Origin of the sequence: Solwaraspora sp. WMMA2056 (genome assembly GCF_030345095.1) — a bacterium.
Classification (GTDB): Bacteria; Actinomycetota; Actinomycetes; order Mycobacteriales; family Micromonosporaceae; genus Micromonospora_E.
Map to the genome: position 1 here is coordinate 4,744,741 of NZ_CP128360.1, position 19,627 is coordinate 4,764,367.

The 19,627-nt window shown below is 71.2% G+C and carries 18 protein-coding genes; 5 read left to right on the top strand and 13 right to left on the bottom strand.

Features of this window, described 5'->3' with window-relative positions:
* Positions 1 to 8: 8 nt before the first annotated feature.
* The 3 genes from O7608_RS21430 to O7608_RS21440 form a co-directional block, all read right to left on the bottom strand.
* Positions 9 to 1,271: a cupin domain-containing protein gene (locus O7608_RS21430; protein WP_289206307.1), complete on the bottom strand. Its 1,263-nt coding sequence runs from the start codon at positions 1,269 to 1,271 to the stop codon at positions 9 to 11.
* Complete coding sequence (locus tag O7608_RS21435; RefSeq protein WP_289206308.1) at positions 1,268 to 1,546, bottom strand: BatC protein; 279 nt, start codon at positions 1,544 to 1,546, stop codon at positions 1,268 to 1,270. The genes O7608_RS21430 and O7608_RS21435 overlap by 4 nt, the downstream gene beginning before the upstream one ends.
* A gap of 141 nt (positions 1,547 to 1,687) precedes the next feature.
* The gene (locus tag O7608_RS21440) at positions 1,688 to 2,710 is read right to left on the bottom strand and encodes a LacI family DNA-binding transcriptional regulator (RefSeq protein WP_289206309.1); all 1,023 of its coding nucleotides are present in this window, start codon (positions 2,708 to 2,710) and stop codon (positions 1,688 to 1,690) included.
* Between the two features lie 396 nt (positions 2,711 to 3,106).
* Here O7608_RS21440 and O7608_RS21445 point away from each other — a divergent pair, with 396 nt between their 5' ends.
* Positions 3,107 to 5,572, top strand: a complete 2,466-nt coding sequence (locus O7608_RS21445; RefSeq protein WP_289206310.1) for a beta-xylosidase/alpha-l-arabinosidase — start codon at positions 3,107 to 3,109, stop codon at positions 5,570 to 5,572.
* 66 nt (positions 5,573 to 5,638) lie between these two features.
* On the opposite strand, the gene O7608_RS21450 is transcribed toward O7608_RS21445, so the two are convergent.
* From O7608_RS21450 to O7608_RS21460, 3 genes are all read right to left on the bottom strand, one after another.
* Entirely contained in the window at positions 5,639 to 6,070 is a 432-nt protein-coding gene (locus tag O7608_RS21450) for a DUF2267 domain-containing protein (protein WP_289206311.1), read from the bottom strand.
* A 136-nt stretch (positions 6,071 to 6,206) separates the two neighbouring features.
* Positions 6,207 to 6,611 (bottom strand): TraR/DksA family transcriptional regulator, encoded by a 405-nt coding sequence (locus O7608_RS21455; RefSeq protein WP_421361203.1) that lies wholly within the window; start codon positions 6,609 to 6,611, stop codon positions 6,207 to 6,209.
* A 133-nt stretch (positions 6,612 to 6,744) separates the two neighbouring features.
* Positions 6,745 to 7,407, bottom strand: coding sequence for a winged helix-turn-helix domain-containing protein (locus tag O7608_RS21460; protein ID WP_289206313.1), 663 nt, complete (start codon positions 7,405 to 7,407; stop codon positions 6,745 to 6,747).
* Between the two features lie 271 nt (positions 7,408 to 7,678).
* Here O7608_RS21460 and O7608_RS21465 point away from each other — a divergent pair, with 271 nt between their 5' ends.
* Positions 7,679 to 8,602 carry an AEC family transporter gene (locus O7608_RS21465; protein ID WP_289206314.1) on the top strand — a complete coding sequence of 308 codons (924 nt, stop codon included), beginning with the start codon at positions 7,679 to 7,681 and terminating at the stop codon, positions 8,600 to 8,602.
* Positions 8,603 to 8,732: 130 nt separating this feature from the next.
* Here the strand turns inward: O7608_RS21465 and O7608_RS21470 are convergent, their stop codons facing one another.
* Entirely contained in the window at positions 8,733 to 10,235 is a 1,503-nt protein-coding gene (locus tag O7608_RS21470; RefSeq protein ID WP_421361205.1) for an LVIVD repeat-containing protein, read from the bottom strand.
* 145 nt (positions 10,236 to 10,380) lie between these two features.
* Between O7608_RS21470 and O7608_RS21475 the strand changes: the two genes are divergently transcribed.
* Complete coding sequence (locus O7608_RS21475) at positions 10,381 to 11,061, top strand: DUF305 domain-containing protein (protein ID WP_289206316.1); 681 nt, start codon at positions 10,381 to 10,383, stop codon at positions 11,059 to 11,061.
* Here the strand turns inward: O7608_RS21475 and O7608_RS21480 are convergent.
* The 3 genes from O7608_RS21480 to secA2 form a co-directional block, all read right to left on the bottom strand.
* Complete coding sequence (locus O7608_RS21480) at positions 11,030 to 11,569, bottom strand: DUF2231 domain-containing protein (RefSeq protein WP_289206317.1); 540 nt, start codon at positions 11,567 to 11,569, stop codon at positions 11,030 to 11,032. The genes O7608_RS21475 and O7608_RS21480 overlap by 32 nt on opposite strands.
* 106 nt (positions 11,570 to 11,675) lie before the next feature.
* Positions 11,676 to 12,323, bottom strand: coding sequence for a GAF and ANTAR domain-containing protein (locus tag O7608_RS21485; protein WP_421361206.1), 648 nt, complete (start codon positions 12,321 to 12,323; stop codon positions 11,676 to 11,678).
* 241 nt (positions 12,324 to 12,564) lie between these two features.
* The gene (gene secA2 / locus O7608_RS21490; protein ID WP_289206319.1) at positions 12,565 to 14,862 is read right to left on the bottom strand and encodes an accessory Sec system translocase SecA2; all 2,298 of its coding nucleotides are present in this window, start codon (positions 14,860 to 14,862) and stop codon (positions 12,565 to 12,567) included.
* A 166-nt stretch (positions 14,863 to 15,028) separates the two neighbouring features.
* On the opposite strand from secA2, the gene O7608_RS21495 reads away from it, so the two are divergent.
* The gene (locus O7608_RS21495) at positions 15,029 to 16,036 is read left to right on the top strand and encodes a glucosyl-3-phosphoglycerate synthase (protein WP_289206320.1); all 1,008 of its coding nucleotides are present in this window, start codon (positions 15,029 to 15,031) and stop codon (positions 16,034 to 16,036) included.
* A 54-nt stretch (positions 16,037 to 16,090) separates the two neighbouring features.
* Here O7608_RS21495 and O7608_RS21500 read toward each other — a convergent pair whose 3' ends face one another.
* From O7608_RS21500 to O7608_RS21510, 3 genes are all read right to left on the bottom strand, one after another.
* Complete coding sequence (locus O7608_RS21500) at positions 16,091 to 16,240, bottom strand: hypothetical protein (protein WP_282227457.1); 150 nt, start codon at positions 16,238 to 16,240, stop codon at positions 16,091 to 16,093.
* A gap of 128 nt (positions 16,241 to 16,368) precedes the next feature.
* Complete coding sequence (locus O7608_RS21505) at positions 16,369 to 17,508, bottom strand: SigB/SigF/SigG family RNA polymerase sigma factor (RefSeq protein WP_289206321.1); 1,140 nt, start codon at positions 17,506 to 17,508, stop codon at positions 16,369 to 16,371.
* Positions 17,509 to 17,700: 192 nt separating this feature from the next.
* Complete coding sequence (locus O7608_RS21510) at positions 17,701 to 18,807, bottom strand: baeRF2 domain-containing protein (protein WP_289206322.1); 1,107 nt, start codon at positions 18,805 to 18,807, stop codon at positions 17,701 to 17,703.
* Positions 18,808 to 18,963: 156 nt separating this feature from the next.
* Between O7608_RS21510 and O7608_RS21515 the strand changes: the two genes are divergently transcribed.
* Positions 18,964 to 19,512: a hypothetical protein gene (locus tag O7608_RS21515; RefSeq protein ID WP_289206323.1), complete on the top strand. Its 549-nt coding sequence runs from the start codon at positions 18,964 to 18,966 to the stop codon at positions 19,510 to 19,512.
* The last annotated feature ends 115 nt before the right edge of the window (positions 19,513 to 19,627 follow it).

The following is a 19,627-nucleotide window of genomic DNA, read 5'->3' on the forward strand; positions in this document are numbered from 1 at the left end:
GCTGGGGATCAATCGACCACGGCGATCGCCTCACGCAGCAACCGTCTCGCCAGCACCACCCGGTCGTCGTCGGCCAGGCCGGGCAGGTCACCGACCCGGATCCGGCGGGCGTGCAGCACGGCCCGCAACGCGGGCGCGCACGGTGCCGGGAAACTGACGGTACGGTCGAACACCTCGACCGCGATCCGGTCCGGCGGTTGCGGGACCAGCCGCCAGGACAGACCCTGCCGTAGGCGGATCACGTCGTCGAGGTCGAGCGTACGGAGCCGGTCGGCCTGCTCCAGCGGCCGTAGCGGGGCCGGTCGGGTGACGTGCCGGCCCCGCCGACGCAGCTCGGCGGCGAGCTGCGTGGGGGTCACCTGGGTCAGCCAGTCCCGCAGCGCGGTGACCGTGGCGGTCAGTTCCGGTGCGACGCCCGAGGGGTCGGTCAGGTCGACGCCCATCGGCACCGACGCCCGCAGCGCCGGTTCGTCGACCGCCAACTCCAGCAACGCCTCCACCAACGAGAACCGGGTCCGGGACCGGACTCCGACAGTGAGATGCAGGGAGCTGTCGTGTTGGGCCGTGGCGCTGTGCAGCCAGCCCCGGGGCAGGTAGAGCGCGTCGCCGGGGGCCAGCACGACATCGAGCGCCGGTGGTCCGTCGGCGCGGGCGGCGACCTCGTCGGCCCGGCCCGACCACGTCTGCCGGGGCAGCGGGTCGGCCAGCACCGGAGCGTGCACGCGCCACCGCTTGCGTCCCCGTACCTGCAGCACGAACACGTCATGGGTGTCGTAGTGGGTGGCGAAGCCCTGGTTGCCGGCCGGGGTCAGGTAGGCGTTGACCTGCAACGGCTGGCACAGCGCGGCGGACAGTTCGGTGGTGAAGTCGATGATCGGCGGCCAGAGCCGGTGCAGCCCCTGCAGCACGATGGTGGCGCCGTCGGCGTACAGCCCGAGCACCCGCTCGTCGAGGACCTGGTCGCCGATCTCAGCACCGGCCCCGCCACTGCCGGTGTACGTCGATTCGGCGAGCACGGCACCGTCGCGGGCCACCCGGATGAACGGTGTGCGCAGCCCGCGCCGGCTCAGCAGCTCGTCGGCGGTGTCCCGATCGAACAGATCGGTGAAGCCGACCGGATTCGCCAGGTCGGCGGCGCGGGAGAGCAGCGGAGCCCGGCCCCAGTAGGTGGCGGCGAACTTCGCTGGTTCGACGGCGACGCAGCGCGCCAGCGCCGGGCGGGGTGCTACCCCGCCCGGCTGACCGGCCGGTCGCGTGGCGACGCTGGTCACCGCCGGTTGGCGCCGCCGTCGGCACCCCCGTCGTGACCACCCGGATTGGCCCCGCCGTCGGCGAGGCCCTCCTTGGCCCGGGGCCCGGCGCCACCGTCGGCACCCCCGTCGTGACCGCCCGGGTCGGCACCGCCGTCGGCGAGGCCCTCTCCGGCGGCCGGTGCGGCGCCGCCGTCGGCACCGCCGTCGTGACCAGCCGGATTGGCCCCACCGTCGGCCGGGCCGTGACCGGCGGACGGGCCGCTGCTGCGAATGTCGTCGTCGTCGAGTTTCATGGTTGCCCCCTGCGGCGTGTCCGACGCCCGCCGGTACGCGGACGTCGTGATCGTGCCGTCGGGTGGTACCCGGCCCGGGGGCAGGCTAACCGCACCGTGCCCGGCGACGCCGCGCCCCTGCCCCGGCGACGCCGATCGGACTCACTGACCGGGATAGGGCGCGCAACTGTCCCGCACGACAAGCTCGGTGGCCAGTTCGACCCTGGGGGTGTCCAGGGACTCGCCCTGAGCCAACCGCAGGACCGTACGGGCGGCCAGCAGACCCATCTCGGCCAGTGGTTGCCGGACGGTGGTCAGCGGCGGTGAGGACCAGCGGACCTCCGGCAGGTCGTCGAATCCGACGACGCTGACGTCGTCGGGGACCCGCAGGCCACGCAGCCGCAGCGCCTCGTACGCGCCCAGCGCCATCTGGTCGCTGGAGGCGAAGATCGCCGTCGGCCGCTCGTCCAACTCCAGCAACGCGGCGGCGCCTTCGAACCCTGACTCGTGGTAGAAGTCGCCCGGCATGATGTACTCCGGCCGTAGCGGGATGTCGGCCGCCTCCAGCGCGGCCCGGTAGCCGTCCAGGCGGGCCCGGCTGCACAGCAGGCGGGGTGGCCCGGCGACGAAGCCGATCCGGCGGTGCCCGAGCGAGATCAGGTGTTCGGTGGCCCGGAGCCCACCGGCCCAGTTGGTCGCACCGATGGTGGGGATGTCCAGGCTGGGCACGCCGGCCGGGTCGACCAGGACCATCGGTACGTTGAGTCGGCGCAGCTCGGTGTGCAGCGGTGGGGCCAACTCGCTGGTGACCAGGATGACGCCGTCGGTCGCCCGGGTGCGCAGGTTCTGCAGCCACTGCCGGGTCGAGGTGGACCGGCGGTGGATCGCCGAGACGACCGTACCGACGCCGGCGGCGTGAGCGACGTCCTCGACGCCCCGGATGATCTCCACCGCCCAGGGGCTGTCCAGGTCGTTGAAGACGAGGTCGATCAGGCTGGCACCGGCTCGCGACCGGGTGGCCCGTCGCCGGTATCCGTGCCGACGCAGCAGCTCCTCCACCCGCTCGCGGGTCTGCGGGGCGACGTCGTTGCGGCCGTTGAGCACCCGTGACACGGTCGGCACCGAGACACCTGCCTCCTGGGCGATCGCGGTGATGGTGATCCTGCGTCCTTCGTCGACCGTCACAGCAGCTCCTTCGTCGAGACTTCAGCGTACGGCCGAACGTTCCGCCAGTCGGTCCGGCACCGCCCACCGCGTCCGCAACCCATCTTGCCGCACTGGGAAAGCGCTTGGCAGCAGCCCCGCGGCGACGGCATCGTGGCAACGCGGGGCGGAGGGCGACCGGCTGTTGCGGAGCGCGTTTCCGGAACTCGCCCGCTCCGCCGGGCCCCGTACCGCCGACCGCGACCACCGGCGGACATGCGGCGCGGCCGATCATACCCGCCCCGGTGCCAACAAGTTGCCGACCACGAGACCTCGACGGAGCCGCAAATTTCCGGAAACATGTCGGAAAAGTAGCGGCGACGAACCAGTGGGAACAGGACCGGGCAGGTCCCGGCGAGGACGGACAGGAGACTGCGGGTGAGCAGCAAGGACGACACCCCGGGCGGCACGGTGGTCGGCACCGGGCAGGTTGACCGGTCGCCGGCTGCCACGACCGCCGGCGGCAGCCGGCCGACGGACCCCGTCGAGGAGTCGGTGTCGTGGCGTGACCCGACGCTCGCGGTGCAGGATCGGGTCTTCGACCTGCTCAGCCGGATGTCGCTGACCGAGAAGGTGGCGCAGCTGTCCAGCTTCTGGCGCGGCGCCAACGCCTCGATCGACGACATGGCGCCGCTGCAACACGACCTGGTCGACGACACCGTCGACTGGGCCGATCTGTTGCACAGCGGACTGGGGCAGTTGACCCGTCCGTTCGGCACCACTGCGGTGCTACCCGCAGACGGGGCCCAGGCCCTGGCCCGGGTCCAGGCAGAGATCGTCGCCGGCAACCGCTTCGGCATCCCGGCGCTGGTCCATGAGGAGTGCCTGACCGGCTTCATGACCTGGGGTGCGACGGTCTACCCCACCCCACTGGCCTGGGGTGCCAGCTTCGATCCGGACCTGGTGGAGCAGATGGCTGCCCGGATCGGGCAGGACATGCGCCAGGTCGGTGTGCACCAGGGCCTGGCGCCGGTGCTCGACGTCGCCCGGGATCCCCGCTGGGGCCGCACCGAGGAAACCATCGGCGAGGATCCCTACCTGGTCGGCACGATCGGGACCGCGTACGTACGGGGTCTGGAGTCAGCCGGCGTCGTCGCCACCCTCAAGCACTTCGCCGGCTACTCGGCGTCGCGGGCCGGACGGAACTTCGCTCCGGTGTCGGTCGGCCCCCGGGAGTTCGCCGACGTGCTGCTACTACCGTTCGAGATGGCGGTACGCGACGGTGCCGCCCGCTCGGTGATGCACTCCTACGCCGAGGTCGACGGCGTTCCGGCGGCGGCCGACAGCGGACTGCTGACCGATCTGCTGCGCGGCCGGTGGGGATTCACCGGAACAGTCGTCGCCGACTACTTCGGCGTGTCGTTCCTGGAGCTGCTGCACGGGGTGGCCGACAGCCCCGCGGCTGCCGCCGCGCTCGCTCTCGGTGCCGGGGTGGACGTAGAGTTGCCGGGGGTCCGCTGCTACGGAACTCCGCTGGTCGACGCGGTGCGCCGGGGCGGCGTACCGGAATCGGTCGTCGACCGCGCGGTCACTCGGGTGCTGCGGCAGAAATGTGAGCTCGGCCTGCTCGACCCCGAGTGGTCCCCGGTACCACCCGCGATCGCCGATGTCACGGAGGGCAGGCCGATCGACCTGGACCCGGTGTCGAACCGGGACCTCGCCCGTCGCCTGGCCGAGGAATCGGTCGTGCTGGTGAGCAACGACGGCTGCCTGCCGTTGCCGCCCAGGGGTCGGATCGCCGTCGTCGGCCCACTGGCCGACTCGCTGACCGGGATGCTCGGCTGCTACACCTTCCCCAGCCACGTGGGGTCGACCCCGGCCGGCGTCGACGACGACCCCCGGATGACGACCGTGCTTGCCGCGCTGCGCACCGAACTTCCCGACGCGACGCTCGAACACGTCGCCACCGGACCGGTCGACGCCCAGGACACCCCGAGCATCGTGGTCGCCGCCGACGCCGCCGCCCGTGCCGACATCTGCGTGGCGGTGGTCGGCGACCGGGCCGGACTGTTCGGCAACGGCACCTCCGGCGAAGGTTGCGACGCCACCGACCTGGAACTGCCCGGTCGGCAGGGCGAGTTGATCGAGGCGTTGGTGGCCACCGGGACGCCGGTGGTCCTGGTGCTGCTCACCGGCCGGCCGTACGCCCTCGGCCAGTTCGCCGACCGGCTCGCCGCGGTCCTCCAGGCCTTCTTTCCCGGGGCCGAGGGCGGGCCGGCGGTCGCCGGAATCCTCACCGGCCGGGTCTGCCCCTCCGGCCGGCTGCCGATCGGGGTGCCCCGACTACCGGGCGGGCAGCCCGCCAGCTACCTCAGTCCCGCGTTGGCACACCGCAGCGAGGTCAGCAACGTCGACCCCAGCCCACTGTTCCCGTTCGGGCACGGGCTGTCCTACACCACGTTCGAATGGTCGACGCCACTGGTCGACGGCGCCCGGGTCGACCCCGACGACGACGCTGGAGAGATCGGCACCGACGGCGCGGTGCGGGTCACGGTGCGGGTGACCAACACCGGCACCCGCACCGGCGCCGATGTGGTCCAGCTGTACCTGCACGATCCGGTGGCCCAGGTGACCCGGCCGGTGGCCCGCCTGATCGGATACGCCCGCGTCGAGTTGGCACCGGGCGAGTCCCGCCGCGTCGAGTTCGACGTCTCGATGGACCTGTCCTGCTTCACCGGCCGGGACGGACGACGCATCGTCGAGCCGGGTGACCTGCTGCTGTGGCTGGCCACGTCGAGCCGCGACGTGCGGGCACAGGTGCGGTTGCGGCTGACCGGGCCGGGTCGACAGGTCGACCACCGACGTCGCCTGACCTCGACGGTGCGAATTGAGCCGGGTGGGTGAGCACAGGCGGCAGGCTCCGCACGTGCTGCCGGGAGCCCGCTGCCCGCGCCGGCACGGACCAGCAGCTCACGGATCGAGCAGGTTGCGCAGGTCCGCCGGGACGGTCGCGGCCACGTCCTGCCACTGCCCCGCGCTGACGTGCCGGCGGAGGACGTCGGCGACGGTACGGATGACCTGTTCGGCACCGCCGTCGACGTCGAACCGGAAGTCGCGCCGGACCCGACCGACGAACTCGGACCGGTCCAGCTTGGCCGGCGCCGAGGTCGGATCCCAACCTTCGTAGTAGAGCCCCCGCACCAGCATCGGCAACTGTGCGCCGAGATGGACCACCTCGGCCAGCGGAATCCGGTCCCGCAGGGCGTGCAGCACCGCGGCGAGCGCGGAGTAGGACTGGTGGCGGCGCTCGGCCGGCCATCCGAATTCGTGCTCGATCTCGTTGAGCATCCGGTTCGTCTTGTCCACCGTCGAGTCGATCGCGGTGAGCTGTGCGGTCGCCATGGCTGATCCCCCTCGTGCAGTCGGGTCACGGACCGGGGGGCCGCTTCATCGTGGCCGACGAGGGGGTGAGCGGCGGTCACTCCCTCGGAGTGACCGCCGCCGAAACCAACGGGCCGCGCTGTCGGTACGGACCGCTTCAGGCCGCCCGTCGCTCCCGCGACTGCTTGCAGGTGACGCAGGTCGTCGCGGACGGATAGATCTGCAGACGCTCGACGGGAATCGGCTCGGCACAGCCCTCGCAGTGTCCGTAGTCGCCGGCGGCGAGTCGGGCGAGCGCGTGCTCGAACTGGGTACGGCGGTCCAGGATGGTACGGATCAGCGACTGCGCGGCGTCACGTTCCGCGGTCTTGGTACCGCTGTCGGCCTGGTCGTCGCCAGCGGTGTCACCGCCCTCGATCAACCGCAGTACCTGACTCTGCGCCATCGCCTGCTCGTACTCGGCGGTGAGCTCGTCGTACCGGCTGGTCAGCGCGACCCTGATCTGGTCGCGGTCGACCGTCGCCGGGCCGTCGAGGCCTGCTCGCCGTTTCACGTCGTGCATCAGCATGCGCCCATCCCCCTTCGGAATCGACCGCAGCGATCCGTGGCGGCCCACCGGACCGCGTCGCCGATCGCCGCGAAGATCCCGCTCATACCCGTGGTCGACGGCGGGCAAACCTGGTCGCGAGGGCAGGTCAGCCAGCCGGGTCGACGGTGATTCGCACGTCGTCGGAGAGCCGGTAGCCCACCCCGTAGACGGTGGTGATGATCGGCGACTCACCGACCTTGACCCGCAGCCGACGGATGTGCACGTCGACGGTGCGCACCCCGGTGTGTTCGTACCCCCAGACGGCGGCCAGCAACTGCAGTCTGGTGAACACTCGGCGCGGATTCTCCACCAGGTGCAGGAGCAGGTCGAACTCGAGGCGGGTCAGCGGCAGCGGCTCCCCGTCGAGCAGAACGGTCCGGGAGGCGACCATCACATGCAGCGCGGCGGCGGTGGCCGTGGCGGACCGACCGGCCCGGTCGACCGACCGACCGCCGGCGGCCGGGGTGGGCTCCGGCTCGGTGGACCCGACCGCCGATCCCGGTCCCGCCGGCACCACCCGGTGCAGGCCGGCGGTCGGCACCTCGACCGTCGCTTCGCCACGTTCCACCAGCTCACGTGCGGCGTCGAGCAGCCGGCGCGTGGACGGGGACAGCGCCTCCTCACCAGCCAGCAGGGGAATGGAGACGGTGACCGTGACGGTGGCCGTCGCCGGACCGGCGCCCCGGCGCGGGGCGGCCGGCGGCCGGGCTGCTCCCGCGGGTGGTGGACCGGACCAGCCGGCGCGGGGCGAGGCGGGGCTGACCGACATGGTCCTCCTAGGTACCGGGCCGGGAGGGAAGTCCCGCCACCGTCTGGGATCCGTACGAAACAGTCACCAGTCGTCTCAGGACGACCGACACCGGACACAGCAGACAGTGATGTGTCGTGAGCCTCGTACGTCCCGATGCTGCCGCCCGGGGACGTGCCGGTCAATACCCGATGGCGTTGTGGAAATGTGATGATTGACAAACGTAACGTAATCGATTGCTCGCTCTGAATACCCGCCCTCGATGCTAGTGGCGACCCGGCAAGATGATCACATGCGCGCCATCCTCGCCGGATTCGCCGCGATCTGGTCGGTCACCGCGATCGGCTATCTGATCAGCCGGTACGGACTGCTGGGATCCGACGCGACCACGGTGCTCGCCCGACTGGCCTTCTACGTCGCCACGCCAGCGCTGCTGTTCACCACGTTGTCGACCACTCGCCCGGCGGAGGTCTTCACCGGGGCCTTCGCCGCCTACCTGCTCAGCACCGCGGCCGTCGCCCTCGGCTACCTGGCAGTAGCCGGCTTGTGGTGGCGGCACCCGGCAGGTGACGTCGCGGTCGGCACGCTGGGAGCCTCGTACGTCAACGCCGCCAACCTCGGCATCCCGGTCGCCGTCTACGTCCTCGGCGACGTGTCGGCGGTCGCCCCGATCCTGCTGTTCCAGGTCCTCGTCGCCGCCCCCGCCGCCATCGCCGTCCTGGACGTCAGCACCGGCGACCGGCGGCCCTCGCTCGGCCGGCTACTGTCACTGCCCACCCGCAACCCGATCATGATCGCCTCCGCCGCAGGGCTCGCCGTGGCGGTCGCTGGCGTACGCCCACCGATGGAACTCCTGCGTCCATTCGAGCTGCTCGGGGCGGCGGCGGTGCCGTTGGCCCTGCTGGCGCTGGGCATGTCGCTGCCGGGCGCCCGGCCACTGGCGGCAGGACCGCAGGCCGGTCAGCGCGCCACGGCGGTGGCGCTCAAGGTCGTCGGGCAGCCGATCGCCGCCTACCTGATCGGCCGGTACGCCCTCGGCCTGACCGGGCCGGCACTGATCAGCGCAGTGGTGACGGCCGCACTGCCGACCGCCCAGAACGTCTTCATCTTCGCCAGCCAGTACCAGCGCGCTGAGCGACTGGCCCGCGACACCATCGTGCTGTCCACCGTCGCCACCGCCGTCACCCTGCCGTTGATCGCCGCCTGGCTCGGTTGATCCACTTCCCGCCCCGCCGGTCCGGACGGAGCGGCGGTCCCCGCCGGGGTGACACGAGCCGACGGCCGACGCACCGCCACGGTGGGCGGTGCGTCGGACCTGCGTGCGAGCTACCGGCCAGCGGCAGATGTCACCAGCTCAGGTACCAGGACTGCGTCTGCACGTTCAGCTCGGGCAGCCGGACCAGCTTCGCGCTGGCGGTCCGCCAGTCCCGGATCTCCAGCACGTCCAGACCCTTCTGGATGTCGCTGGAGTAGATGTAGCCGTTGTAGTAGTAGGTGGACCACGGCCCACCGGTGACCATCCGGGTGTCGGAGACCGGACCACGCTCCCAGTAGGCGATCTCGACCGGGCGGGCCGAGTCGGTGAAGTCCCAGACCGAGACGCCGCCCTGATACCAGGCCTGGACCATGATGTCGCGGCCGAGCACCGGAATCAGCGAGCCGTTGTGTGCCACGCAGTTCTCGGTGGGCCCGTTCGTCCGGGGAATCTTGAAGTAACTGCGGAAGACCAACGTACGCGACGCACCCTTGCCGGTGATGTCGTACACCGCGTTCGCGCCTCGCTCGAGGCCGATGGTCGGGTTGCAGGTCGCAGCGCCACCGCCACCGAGCTCATCGGTGAAGACCACCTTGGTGCCCGAGTTGTTGAACGTCGCCGAGTGCCAGAAGGCGAAGTTCGTCGTGTCCCTCACCTGGTGGATCACCCGGGGCGCCTCCCGGTCGGCGATGTCCAGCAGGACACCGTCGCCCATGCAGGCCCCAGCCGCGAGGTCCTTCTGTGGATAGGCCGTGATGTCGTGGCAGCCGCTGGTCGTGGAGCTGCCATTGCCGCCGGGGTTACCGCCCTCGGGGAACAGCACCGGCGTGGCGACCAGCGCGGCGTCGGTCGGCTTCTTCACCGGCACCTTGACGATCGAGATCAGGTCATGCGGCGGCTGGCAGTCGGGGAAGCTCGCCGACGGGCTGTACGAGGAAACGTAGAGGTACACGGTACGGCGGTCCTTGCCCGGCACCAGGGTGTGGGTGTGCGAGCCGCAGTTGGTCTCGACCGACTTGATGTACCGCGGGTTGCTCTTGTCCCGGATGTCGAAGATCTTGATGCCCTCCCAGGACTCCTTGATCCCTGCGGACTGGGAGGTGCTGGCGCAGGAGTCGTCGCTACGGGACGAGTCGGTCGACAGGAACAGCAGGTCACCGTGGACGGAGATGTCGTTCTGGGCGCCCACGCAGAGCACCTGCGAGACCAGCCGGGGCTTGCGGGGGTTGAAGATGTCGTAGATGACGAAGCCGTTGTAGTTGCCGACGAAGGCGTACCGGCCCTGGAACGCCAGGTCGGAGTTGAGGGCCGACTCCGTGTCGAACGGCGCGGGCTTCGGCAGGTTGGCGATCTGACGCAGGTTCGGGCTGCTGTCGATCTCGTCCACTCCGAGACCCGGATCGTCCGTTGTGGCCGTCGCGGCCCGGGCGAGGCAGAGCTCGACCGCCAGTGCGTCGGTGGTGTCGGCGCAGTCGCTGTCGAATGGTGTCGTGGCCCGACCAGGGGATGCCATCGCGGTACTGCCGAGCAGGACGGCGATCGCCGTCACCGCAACGACCCGCAGTTGCCGCGGCCCTCGTGGGGAGCGTGTGATCATGTGCGGCACCCTTCGAAAGGGATTGATGATGAGGCGACGATACCGCCGAGTTCCCGCCATCGATGTGATAGGCATCACATCGATGGTGCGGACCGTCCGGATAGCATCGCCGCATTCCCGCCGGCGCCGGCAAGGAGGACTGATGCCGCGACCGACGCTCCACCGACGCTCCACGCTGCTGGCCGTCGCCCTCGTCGCCGGTGCTGTCGTGCTGGTCGCCGTCGTGCGGTCGGTCGGCTCTCCCGGCGACGGCACGAGCTCCACGGTGGCGAGCGTGCCGCCGACGACCGGCACCGCTCCACCGGTGATCGTTCCGGGACGCCCCGGTGAGGAGTCCGAGATCCGGCCGGGGACCGCCATCGTGGTCGACCCGCCGCAGTACAACACGGTGGACACCTGGTACGTCCAGATGATGATTCCGCACCACACGCAGGCCGTGCAGATGGCCGCGCTCGCGCAGACCCGGACGGAGGACCCAGGGGTACGCGCCTTCGCCGACCGGATCCGGTCCGGTCAGGCCGCGGAGATCGACGTCCTGAAGGGCTGGTTGCAGGTTCGCGGGCTACCGGATGGCGACCACGACCACGCCACGATGCCGGGCATGCAGACCGAGGCGGCGATCCGGGACCTCGCGGCGGCCCGTGGCACCGCCTTCGACCGGCTGTTCGTCACGATGATGACCGACCACCATGAGGGCGCGGTCGAGATGTCCCACCGGGTTCTCACCGGTGGCACCGATCTTGCTGTCGAGGAGTTGGCCACGGCCATCGCCGCCGAACAGGCTGCGGAGATCACCCGGATGCGCGACCTGGTCGACGGCTGAGCGGCGACGGGTTCGACTGCGGGTGGACGCTCGTCCGCTGGCGGACGATCCGATCCCCGGCGCGGGACGGCGGCTCGCCTACGGCGACGTCGGCAGCGTGACGCAGCAGGTCCGTGCCGTAGCGCAGGCCGACGGCACCGACCGCCAGCCCGACCAGTTCGACGACCACCAGCGCGGCTCCCGCCACCTGGCCCGCGCCGGAGGCTCGGATCAGGCAGGCGATCAGGAAGACCGACCCCATCGCGCCGGTGACCAGGTTGAACCGGACCAGGGCGCCGCGGGTCCGGCCTGGTGGTTCTTCCCAGAGGTCGACCAGGCCGACGGTGAGAGTCAGCCCGATGGCGGCCAGACCGGCGACCACCGTCGCGTAGCCGACCTCGCCGAACAGACCGGGAGCACCGGCGAGCACCGAGACGTCGAACAGGGTGGCGCAGACGAACAGTCCGAGCGGCAGCGTGACCAGCATCGGCTGGACAGGTCCAGTGCCCGCCCGCAGTCTGCCCCGCATCGTTGCCGCCTCCCTGGTCACGCTGCACGCGTCACGCCCCTACCCGAGTATCACCGTGGACGAACGGTGCCGCCACCGGGCGCGCGGCACCGAGGCAACCAGCCGCTCAGCCCTCGGCGCGCAGCACCGAGGCAACCAGCCGCTCAGCGACCTGCGGCAACGGCATCGCGGTTGCCTGGGCGGCGTCCCGCAGCACCGCCAACGCCTCCCCGGCCCGGCACCGCCGCTGGGTCATCACGATGCCGATCGCCGGACCGATCAGGTCGGTGCCGTCCCACCCGGTACCGGCCGGGTCGGCCTCGACGCGGCTGCGGTGCCGTACCGCCGCCAGCAGCAGCCCCGCGTGTTCGGCGAGCAGCAACGCGGTCAACTGCTCATCGTCGGATATCGCGCCGGGCCGGTCGGCGTACAGGTTGATCGAGCCGATCACCTCGTCGTCGACGTCCACCGGGGCACAGAGCACGCCCTGGATGCCACGGTCAAGCGCCGCCGACCGCCACCGCGGCCACCGGGTGGTCCCGGTCAGCGTGGCGGCGAGCACGATCTCCCGGCCACGGATCGCGCTCATCGCTGGTCCGTCCGCGCTGTACTGCAACTCGTCGAGGTCCTTGATCAACGGGTCGGAGGCGGCCACCGAGGCGGGCTGCCCGGCACGCAGGAAACAGACGCTGGCGTACGTCACACCGGGCAGCGCGAACCGGGTGGTCCGGGCCAGATGCGCCAACGCCTGGTCGAAATCGTCGCAGCGGATCATCCCGGCGGTGAGTTCGCGCAGCACAGCTGCGGTCTCCAGCACCGCCAGCCGGCCGTGGTCGACCTGCTCCGGTCGGCTCACCGCGCCCGTACCGGCCAGACCGGACCTGCCGCACCGGCCCGCTTGCTCATCGTCACTCCCGTCGTCGTCGGCGGCGGCCGGACGGTAGCGGTACCACCGCCGGGCACACCTCGAGCGAGGGTACCGGCGACGTGCGGCCGGCACCGGCACTTCGGCCGACTCAGCCTCGTCGGGCACCGCCGAGTCGGCGACCGACCGAGGAGATCAACCGGTCGAGTTCCGAGCCGAACGGGTTGTCGTGCACCAGGTAGGTCCAGGTCGCGCTCGGCCGCACCAGCTGCGCCTCGTCAGGCTGCCAGTCCTCGTCGAACTCCGTCTCCTCGAACGTGGCCACCGTGCGTGCCTCGATTTCGGGAATCAGCTGGTTGAAGGCCGGTACGGCGGCCCGGTGGAACTCGTCGAGCGGATCGAGCCGGCCGAGTGCCCGCAGGTGCACGCCCTCGCGTACCTCGGACAGTTCGGCGAGGTGCTCGGCCCAGAGCCGGTCGAGGTGGTACAGGGCGATCGCGCGCGCCGCCCGCGACAACAGGTCCTCGTCCATGTCCGCGCACCGTTGCGGGAACCGCTCCATCAGCATCAGAGCGGCGACCTCACTGGTGAGCAGCCGCTCACGCCGCTCGGCGAGCGCCTTGCGTTGCTGCTCGATGACGACGCTGTAGCGCCAGGTGTTGCGGTGGATCTCGTAGTCGACGCCCTCGGCGATGCGCTGGGCGTGTTCGATGGCGAAGTCCACCTGCTCGTCCTGCACGATGCCGTCTGCGGTCATCCGAGGCGACGGCGGGATCGCGTCCGGGGCGTGCCGGACGACCAGGTCGTCCTCCAGACTGACGAAGAAGACCGAGCCTCCGGGGTCACCCTGACGACCCGCCCGGCCCCGCAGCTGGTTGTCGACCCGGCGGCTGTCGTGCCGGCCGCTGCCGATCACGTACAACCCACCCAGCTCGGCGACCTGGTCGCGGTCGGCCTGGTCGCTGCCACCGAGCCGGATGTCCACACCACGCCCGGCCATCTGGGTGGAGACCGTCACCGCGCCGAGCGCGCCCGCCTCGGCGATGATCGCCGCTTCCTCGTCGTCGTTCTTGGCGTTGAGCACCACGCACCGCACCCCGGCCTCGCCGAGCGCCGCCGCCAGCGACTCCGACTCCTTGACATCGAGGGTGCCGACCAGCACCGGTCGGCCGGACGCGTGCGCCGAGCTGATCTCCGCGACCAGCGCCTCGTCCTTCTCCGCGCGGGTGGCGTAGATCCGGTCCGGCTCGTCGACCCGCACGCACGGCGTGTGCGGCGGGATCACCGCCACCTCGAGCTTGAAGAACTCCCGCAGCTGGTCACCGACGAGCACCGCCGTCGCCGTCATGCCGCACAGCGTGCGGTACATCGCCACGAACGCCTGCACGGTGGTGGTGCCGAGCACCTCGCCCTCGGCGGTCGCGGCCAGCCCTTCCTTGGCCTCGACCGCGGCTTGCAGCCCGTCGGGCCACCGGCGGCGCTGCGCCACCCGGCCGCGCATCTCGTCGACCAACTCCACCACACCGTCGCGCACGATGTAGTCGACGTCGCGTTTGAGCAGCGCGTGGGCGTGCAGGGCCACGTGCACGGCGGACAACTGCTCGACGTTGTCGTCGGCGTACAGGTCGATGCCTTCGAGCTTGGCCTCGACCGCGGCCAGACCGGCCGAGGTGAACGCCACGCTACGGCCGTCCTCGGCGACCTCGTAGTCGCGGTCTGCCCGCAACCCGCGCACCAGGGCCGCCGCGGTGTGCACCGGATCCTGCTCACTGGTGACGGCACCGGCGAGCACCATCGGCACCCGGGCCTCGTCGATCAGGATGGAGTCGGCCTCGTCGACGATCGCGGTGGACAGCGACGGCTGGACCCGGTCGGCGATGTCGGTGACCAACTGGTCGCGCAGGAAGTCGAAGCCGGCTTCGCTCACCGACACGTAGGTCACGTCCCGCTGGTACGCCTGCCGGCGCTGCTGCGGGGTGCTGCTCTCGGTGACCCAGCCGACGGAGAGCCCGAGCAGCTCGTACACCGGGGCCATCCACTCGGCGTCCCGACGCGCCAGGTAGTCGTTGACCGTGAGCACGTGCACCGGGCCGTTGCCGCGCCGGACGTGGCCGTACGCGGCGATCGTGGCGGTCAGGGTCTTGCCCTCACCGGTGGCCATCTCCGCCACCTTGCCGGCGAGCAGCGACATCGCGCCCAGCAGCTGCTCGTCGAAGGGGCGCTCGCCGATCGCCCGCCGCGCGGCCTCCCGGCCGATCGCGCAAATCTCGGCGAACTCCTTGGCCCGACCGGCCGCCTCGGTCAGCGCGGTGTCCTCCAGCGCCTTCAGATCCTCCTCCCGGTCGGCGATCGCGGGGAGCAACTTCGCCAACGGGGCCAGGTCGACCGTACTTCCCGGCCGCTGGAGGAAACGCCGGAACCGACTCTTCAGACGCTGCGACACACCCATGTCGGTCAACGCTACGCGACCCGTGCGCGATGCGACGCCCCGCCCGGCCCGGACACGGCGACCCGGGACGCGGCGGCCCGGTCGGCGCACCGGCCCGACCCAAGGCATACCTGGTCGGCGCACGGGTAGCCCACCCACAGTCGTGATCGTCGTCAGGGGGTGGATCATGGTTGACGCACGAACAGGCATCACTGCCACGGTCGAGGACTGGGCGGCCCGCCGGACCGCGTCCGCCGGCCGCTGGACCCCCTGGGAGCTGGCCATGGCCAAACAGGGGCGGCGGGTGAGCGTGGTCCTGCCGGCCCGCAACGAAGAGGCCACGGTCGGCGCGATCGTAGGGTCGATCCGCGACCATCTGGTCGACCGGGTGCCGTTGGTCGACGACGTGGTGGTGGTCGACTCACGCTCGCACGACGCGACCGCGGCGGTGGCCACCGCCGCCGGTGCCCGGGTGGTGGGTCAGGACGAGATGACCCGGGGACTGCCCCGGCTGGAGGGCAAGGGCGACGCGCTGTGGGCCGGGCTGGCCGCCAGCGACGGCGACCTCGTCGCGTTCGTCGACGCCGACCTGCGGGAGTTCCAGCCGGCGTTCGTCACCGGCCTGCTCGGGCCGCTGCTCACCGACGACTCGGTGAGCTTCGTCAAGGGCTTCTACCACCGACCGCTGGTCCGGTCGAGCGACGTCGAGGCCGACGCCGGTGGGCGGGTCACCGAGATCATGGCCCGGCCGTTGTTCAACCTCTTCTGGCCGGACCTGGCCGGCTTCGTGCAGCCGCTCGCCGGCGAGTACGCCGCCCGACGCGCCGTGCTGGAGCAGATTCCGTTCGTCTCCGGGTACGGCGTGGAGACCGCCATGCTCATCGACCTGCTCGACGTCTGCGGCCTGGACGCCCTCGCCCAGGTCGACCTCGGTGAACGCCGGCACCGTCACCAGAGCACCGAGGCGCTGGGGCGGATGTCGGCCCAGATCCTGCTGACCGCGTGGTCCCGGCTCTACCGCAAGGGCTGGGTGATCTCGCAGCGTCCACCGGGCAGTCTGCTCACCCAGTTCCGGCGCGGCGACGCGGTGACGCTGAGCAGCCTGGAACGCGAAATCGTGGTCAGCGACGTGTCCGTACAGGAGCGTCCGCCGCTGGGTCGGCACCGCAACGCGCTCGCCGTGGCCGCCGGCTGAACCGGCACCGACCACCGGCCGCCGACGGACCGGCGGCCCCGCCCGCGGCCCGCGCTAGTTCTTGCTGGGTTTGGTGGCGCTGAAGACCACCAGGCCCACCACCACGCCGATCAGGGCGATCGCCCCGGAGTTCGAGGTGTCCTCCCCGGCGCCGGAGATTCCGAAGGCGAACGTCGCCGCGCCGGCGACGACCGCTGCCATCATGCGATGTCCACGTTGCTTCACGCCTGCGCACGTTACGGAAGGTGCTGTCTGCGCACCGCCGGTGCGACCCGGCTGTCCCCCGATCGGGGTCACCGGCGGATCCGGGTCAGGTGAACGGCGGGTACGGGTCAGGTGAACAACGGTGCCAATCCGGCCACGACCAGGCTGCGCCGCACGTACGGCTGCGGGTCGGTGATCCGCAACCGGACGGCGGCCCGGCGGGCGGCTTCGTGGCTGGCCAGCAGCGCCGCGATGCCGGCGGCGTCGATGAAGCCGACTCCGTCGAGGTCGACGAGCACCTCGTCGGTGCCGGCGGCACAGACCACGTCGACGAGTGCGCAGCGGATCCGCTCGGCGGCCGACCGGTCCAGTTCGCCCCGGATGCCGACCTGGACCCGGCCGTCGGCCCGGTCCACCGATACCGTCACCGCGTCCGGCGGCTCCGGCGGGGCGCCGGTGGACTCCCACCTCGGCGGGGTGTCGGTGAGCATCGCCTGGCGTAGCCAGGTCAGGGTGCGCGACAACAGCCGGGAGACATGCATCTGGGAGATGCCGAACTCCGCGGCGATGTCGGACTGGGTGTAGTTGCCGTAGAACCGCATCGCGAGGATCCGGCGTTCCCGGGCGGGCAGCCGGTACAGCAGTCCGCTCACGGTGAGCCGGTCGTCGACCGATTCCAGGTCGGCGTCGAGCGCACCGAACATGTCGCCGAGCTCGGCCGGGCCGTCGTCACCGACCGGCCCGTTGAGCGAGGCCGGGGTGTAGCCGGCGGCCGACTCGAGTGCGGCCAGGATGTCCTCCTCGGAGGTCTCCAGCCGGGCCGCCAGCTCCGCCACCGTCGGCGACCGGGACAGCTCACTGGTCAGGACGGCGGTGGCCTGGCTGACCTCGATCGTCAGGTCCTGCAACCGCCGGGGTACGTGTACCCCCCAGGTGCGGTCACGGAAGTGACGTTTGATCTCGCCGGTGATGGTGACGGCGGCGTAGGCGGTGAAGGACCCGCGTTCGGGGTCGTAACGGTCCACCGCCTTGACCAGGCCGAGCCGCGCCACCTGCTCCAGGTCCTCCAACGGCTCACCGCGGCCACGGTAGCGACGGGCGAGCCGGCCGGCGAACGGCAACGCCAACTGGACCAGTTCCTCCCGCAGGTGGTCCCGTCGCCGGCCTTCGGACTGCTCCGCGAAACGGGCCGCATAGGACAGCGCGGCCCCGTCCAGATCTTCCAGTGCGTGTTCCGAACGAGTCGCGGTACGTCGTTGTCCGGACATTCCGCCCCTCCCGGTGATCCGGCTCTGAGCTGCACGTTCCGGTATCCGGGCTCGGTCACCGACCAGGCCCCCCTCGCCGGAACACCGATCCCTATGCCGGACCTTACTGCCAGTGACGGGGCCACCCAATCCATAGGCGGTAACTGGCGCGAAAATTCCACGCCCACCCGGTCGTCGCACCGGTGCCGCGTCTCATCCGGTCGCCGGATCCAGATAGCGCAGCACCGCACCGACGCCGCCGTCCAGGTCAGCCTCTCCCGGGCCTACCAGCACCAGGTCCGCGTCGGTGCCGGCCAACGCCCGCAGCAACGCCGCGTCGGCGCGCACCTCGCGCGGCGCGGCCACCGACATGGCGGTCAACTCGTCCGGATCCAGTGCGATGTGGGTCGGCTCCGGCCCGATCCACAGCCTCTGCGTCGACGACGGATCGTCGACCAGCAGCAGGGTGTCGACCTGCGCCCGCTGCAGGGCGTCGACCACGGCACCGATCCCGTCGCCACGGCCCCGCTGGGCGCCGTACCGGTCCAGGGCCTGACCGGTGTGTGCGGCCGCGACCTCGGCGATCGCCTGGATGGTGACCTCGGTCAACGGTTCCGGGTCCGCCCCCACGGCGCGCGAACCGACGTCGGTCTGCACCGTCCGCGACTGCCAGCGTCGCGGCAGTTCGCTGATCAGCAGCTCGCGGGCCTGCGGGTCTCCGGCCACGACCAGGACCTCTGCTCCCACCTGGTCGGCGAGGGCCGCGGTGGCGGCCGCGCTGTGCCCGGCGTTGCGCTGCCAACTGACCTCGGCCGCCCGCTGGAACCGCGCCTGTGACCACGCCCCCGGGTTGACCTTGCGGATCGGGTGGCTGGCCGGACCGGTGACATTCGCCTGCCGGGGCAGGCCGCCGGCGCTGACCGCGTCGATGTCGGCACCGGTCCGGCTGACCAGCACCCGCAGCCAGCTGATCTCCTCGCCGCGCTGGGCCACCAGCGGCATCGCGTGGGGCAGCGGTCCCACGACGGCCAGATCGTGACGTGGCGGCGCAGGCAAGTAGTTCTGCAGGACCACCTCGCCGTCCGTGGCGCTCAACGCCAGGCCGTACTCGCCGGCGCGGGGAACGTGGCGCAGCACCGCGTGGCCGAGCGCGGCGACCGACAACTGGTCCGCCCCCTGCTGTTCGAGCTGCTGTCGCAGCGCCCGCCAGCGCAGTTCGAGCGCCTCCACCGCGTCCTCGGTGTCGCGTGACGCGTCCAGGTAGACCGAGGCCCAGGGGCCCGGCCGGGAGTACAGCGGTTGCAGAAACGACAGGTCCATGACGCACCCCCTCCTCTCCGGGCCGACATACCCAGCTGGTCGTACAAATCACCGCAAATCAAGCCTCAATCACCCCATGAGCATCATTCATTCACGGCATTCACTTTCAACAATCGATACAATCTGTGAATAGTTGGCGACTTTGGGTGGTGTCACATGGATCCCGAGCTCTTTCCTGAGCGGGCCGCACACCGGCCCGGACCGATCATCACCGGGCACGTGGTCCGCCTGGAGGGCGGCTACTCGCGACCGATCAAAGTCGGCCAGCCGATCCTGATCGGCGTCCTCGCGGCGGCCGGCGTCCCCCGGGTCCTCGGCGCTGCCCTGGCGACACTGCGACTGGCGGGCAGCGGCTCCACCGCCGCCCGCCGCAAGTGGAAGCAGCTACGGACCGGACCCGAGTTCCTGGTCACGCCGCTGCACATCCGCGACACCAGCGGCGTCCTGTGCGAAATGGAGATCCACGGACACGTACCGCAGAGCGCACTGGACCCCAGCGACCACGTCCAGGTGACGGTCCGCCGGCAGAAGGACCCCGAACTGCCGCCCCGGGTCGAACGGATCGTCAACCTGACCACCGGCCAGTTCCTGACACCGAGGACGCCGACGGTCTGGTCACATCTCGGTCCCGCGCTGTTGTTCCAGGCGTTCCTCGGGGTACTCGTCGTCGCCGCGATCGCCGGCGTCGTCCTGGCCCTGCGGTGAGCCGGCCCGACCCGGCCCCGACCACCTAGGTGATCCACCGGGTGCGCCCCTCCACCTGACGGAGGACCCGACAGCCAGGAGTACTGCGTGAGACGGATACGACGTCGAGCCGACG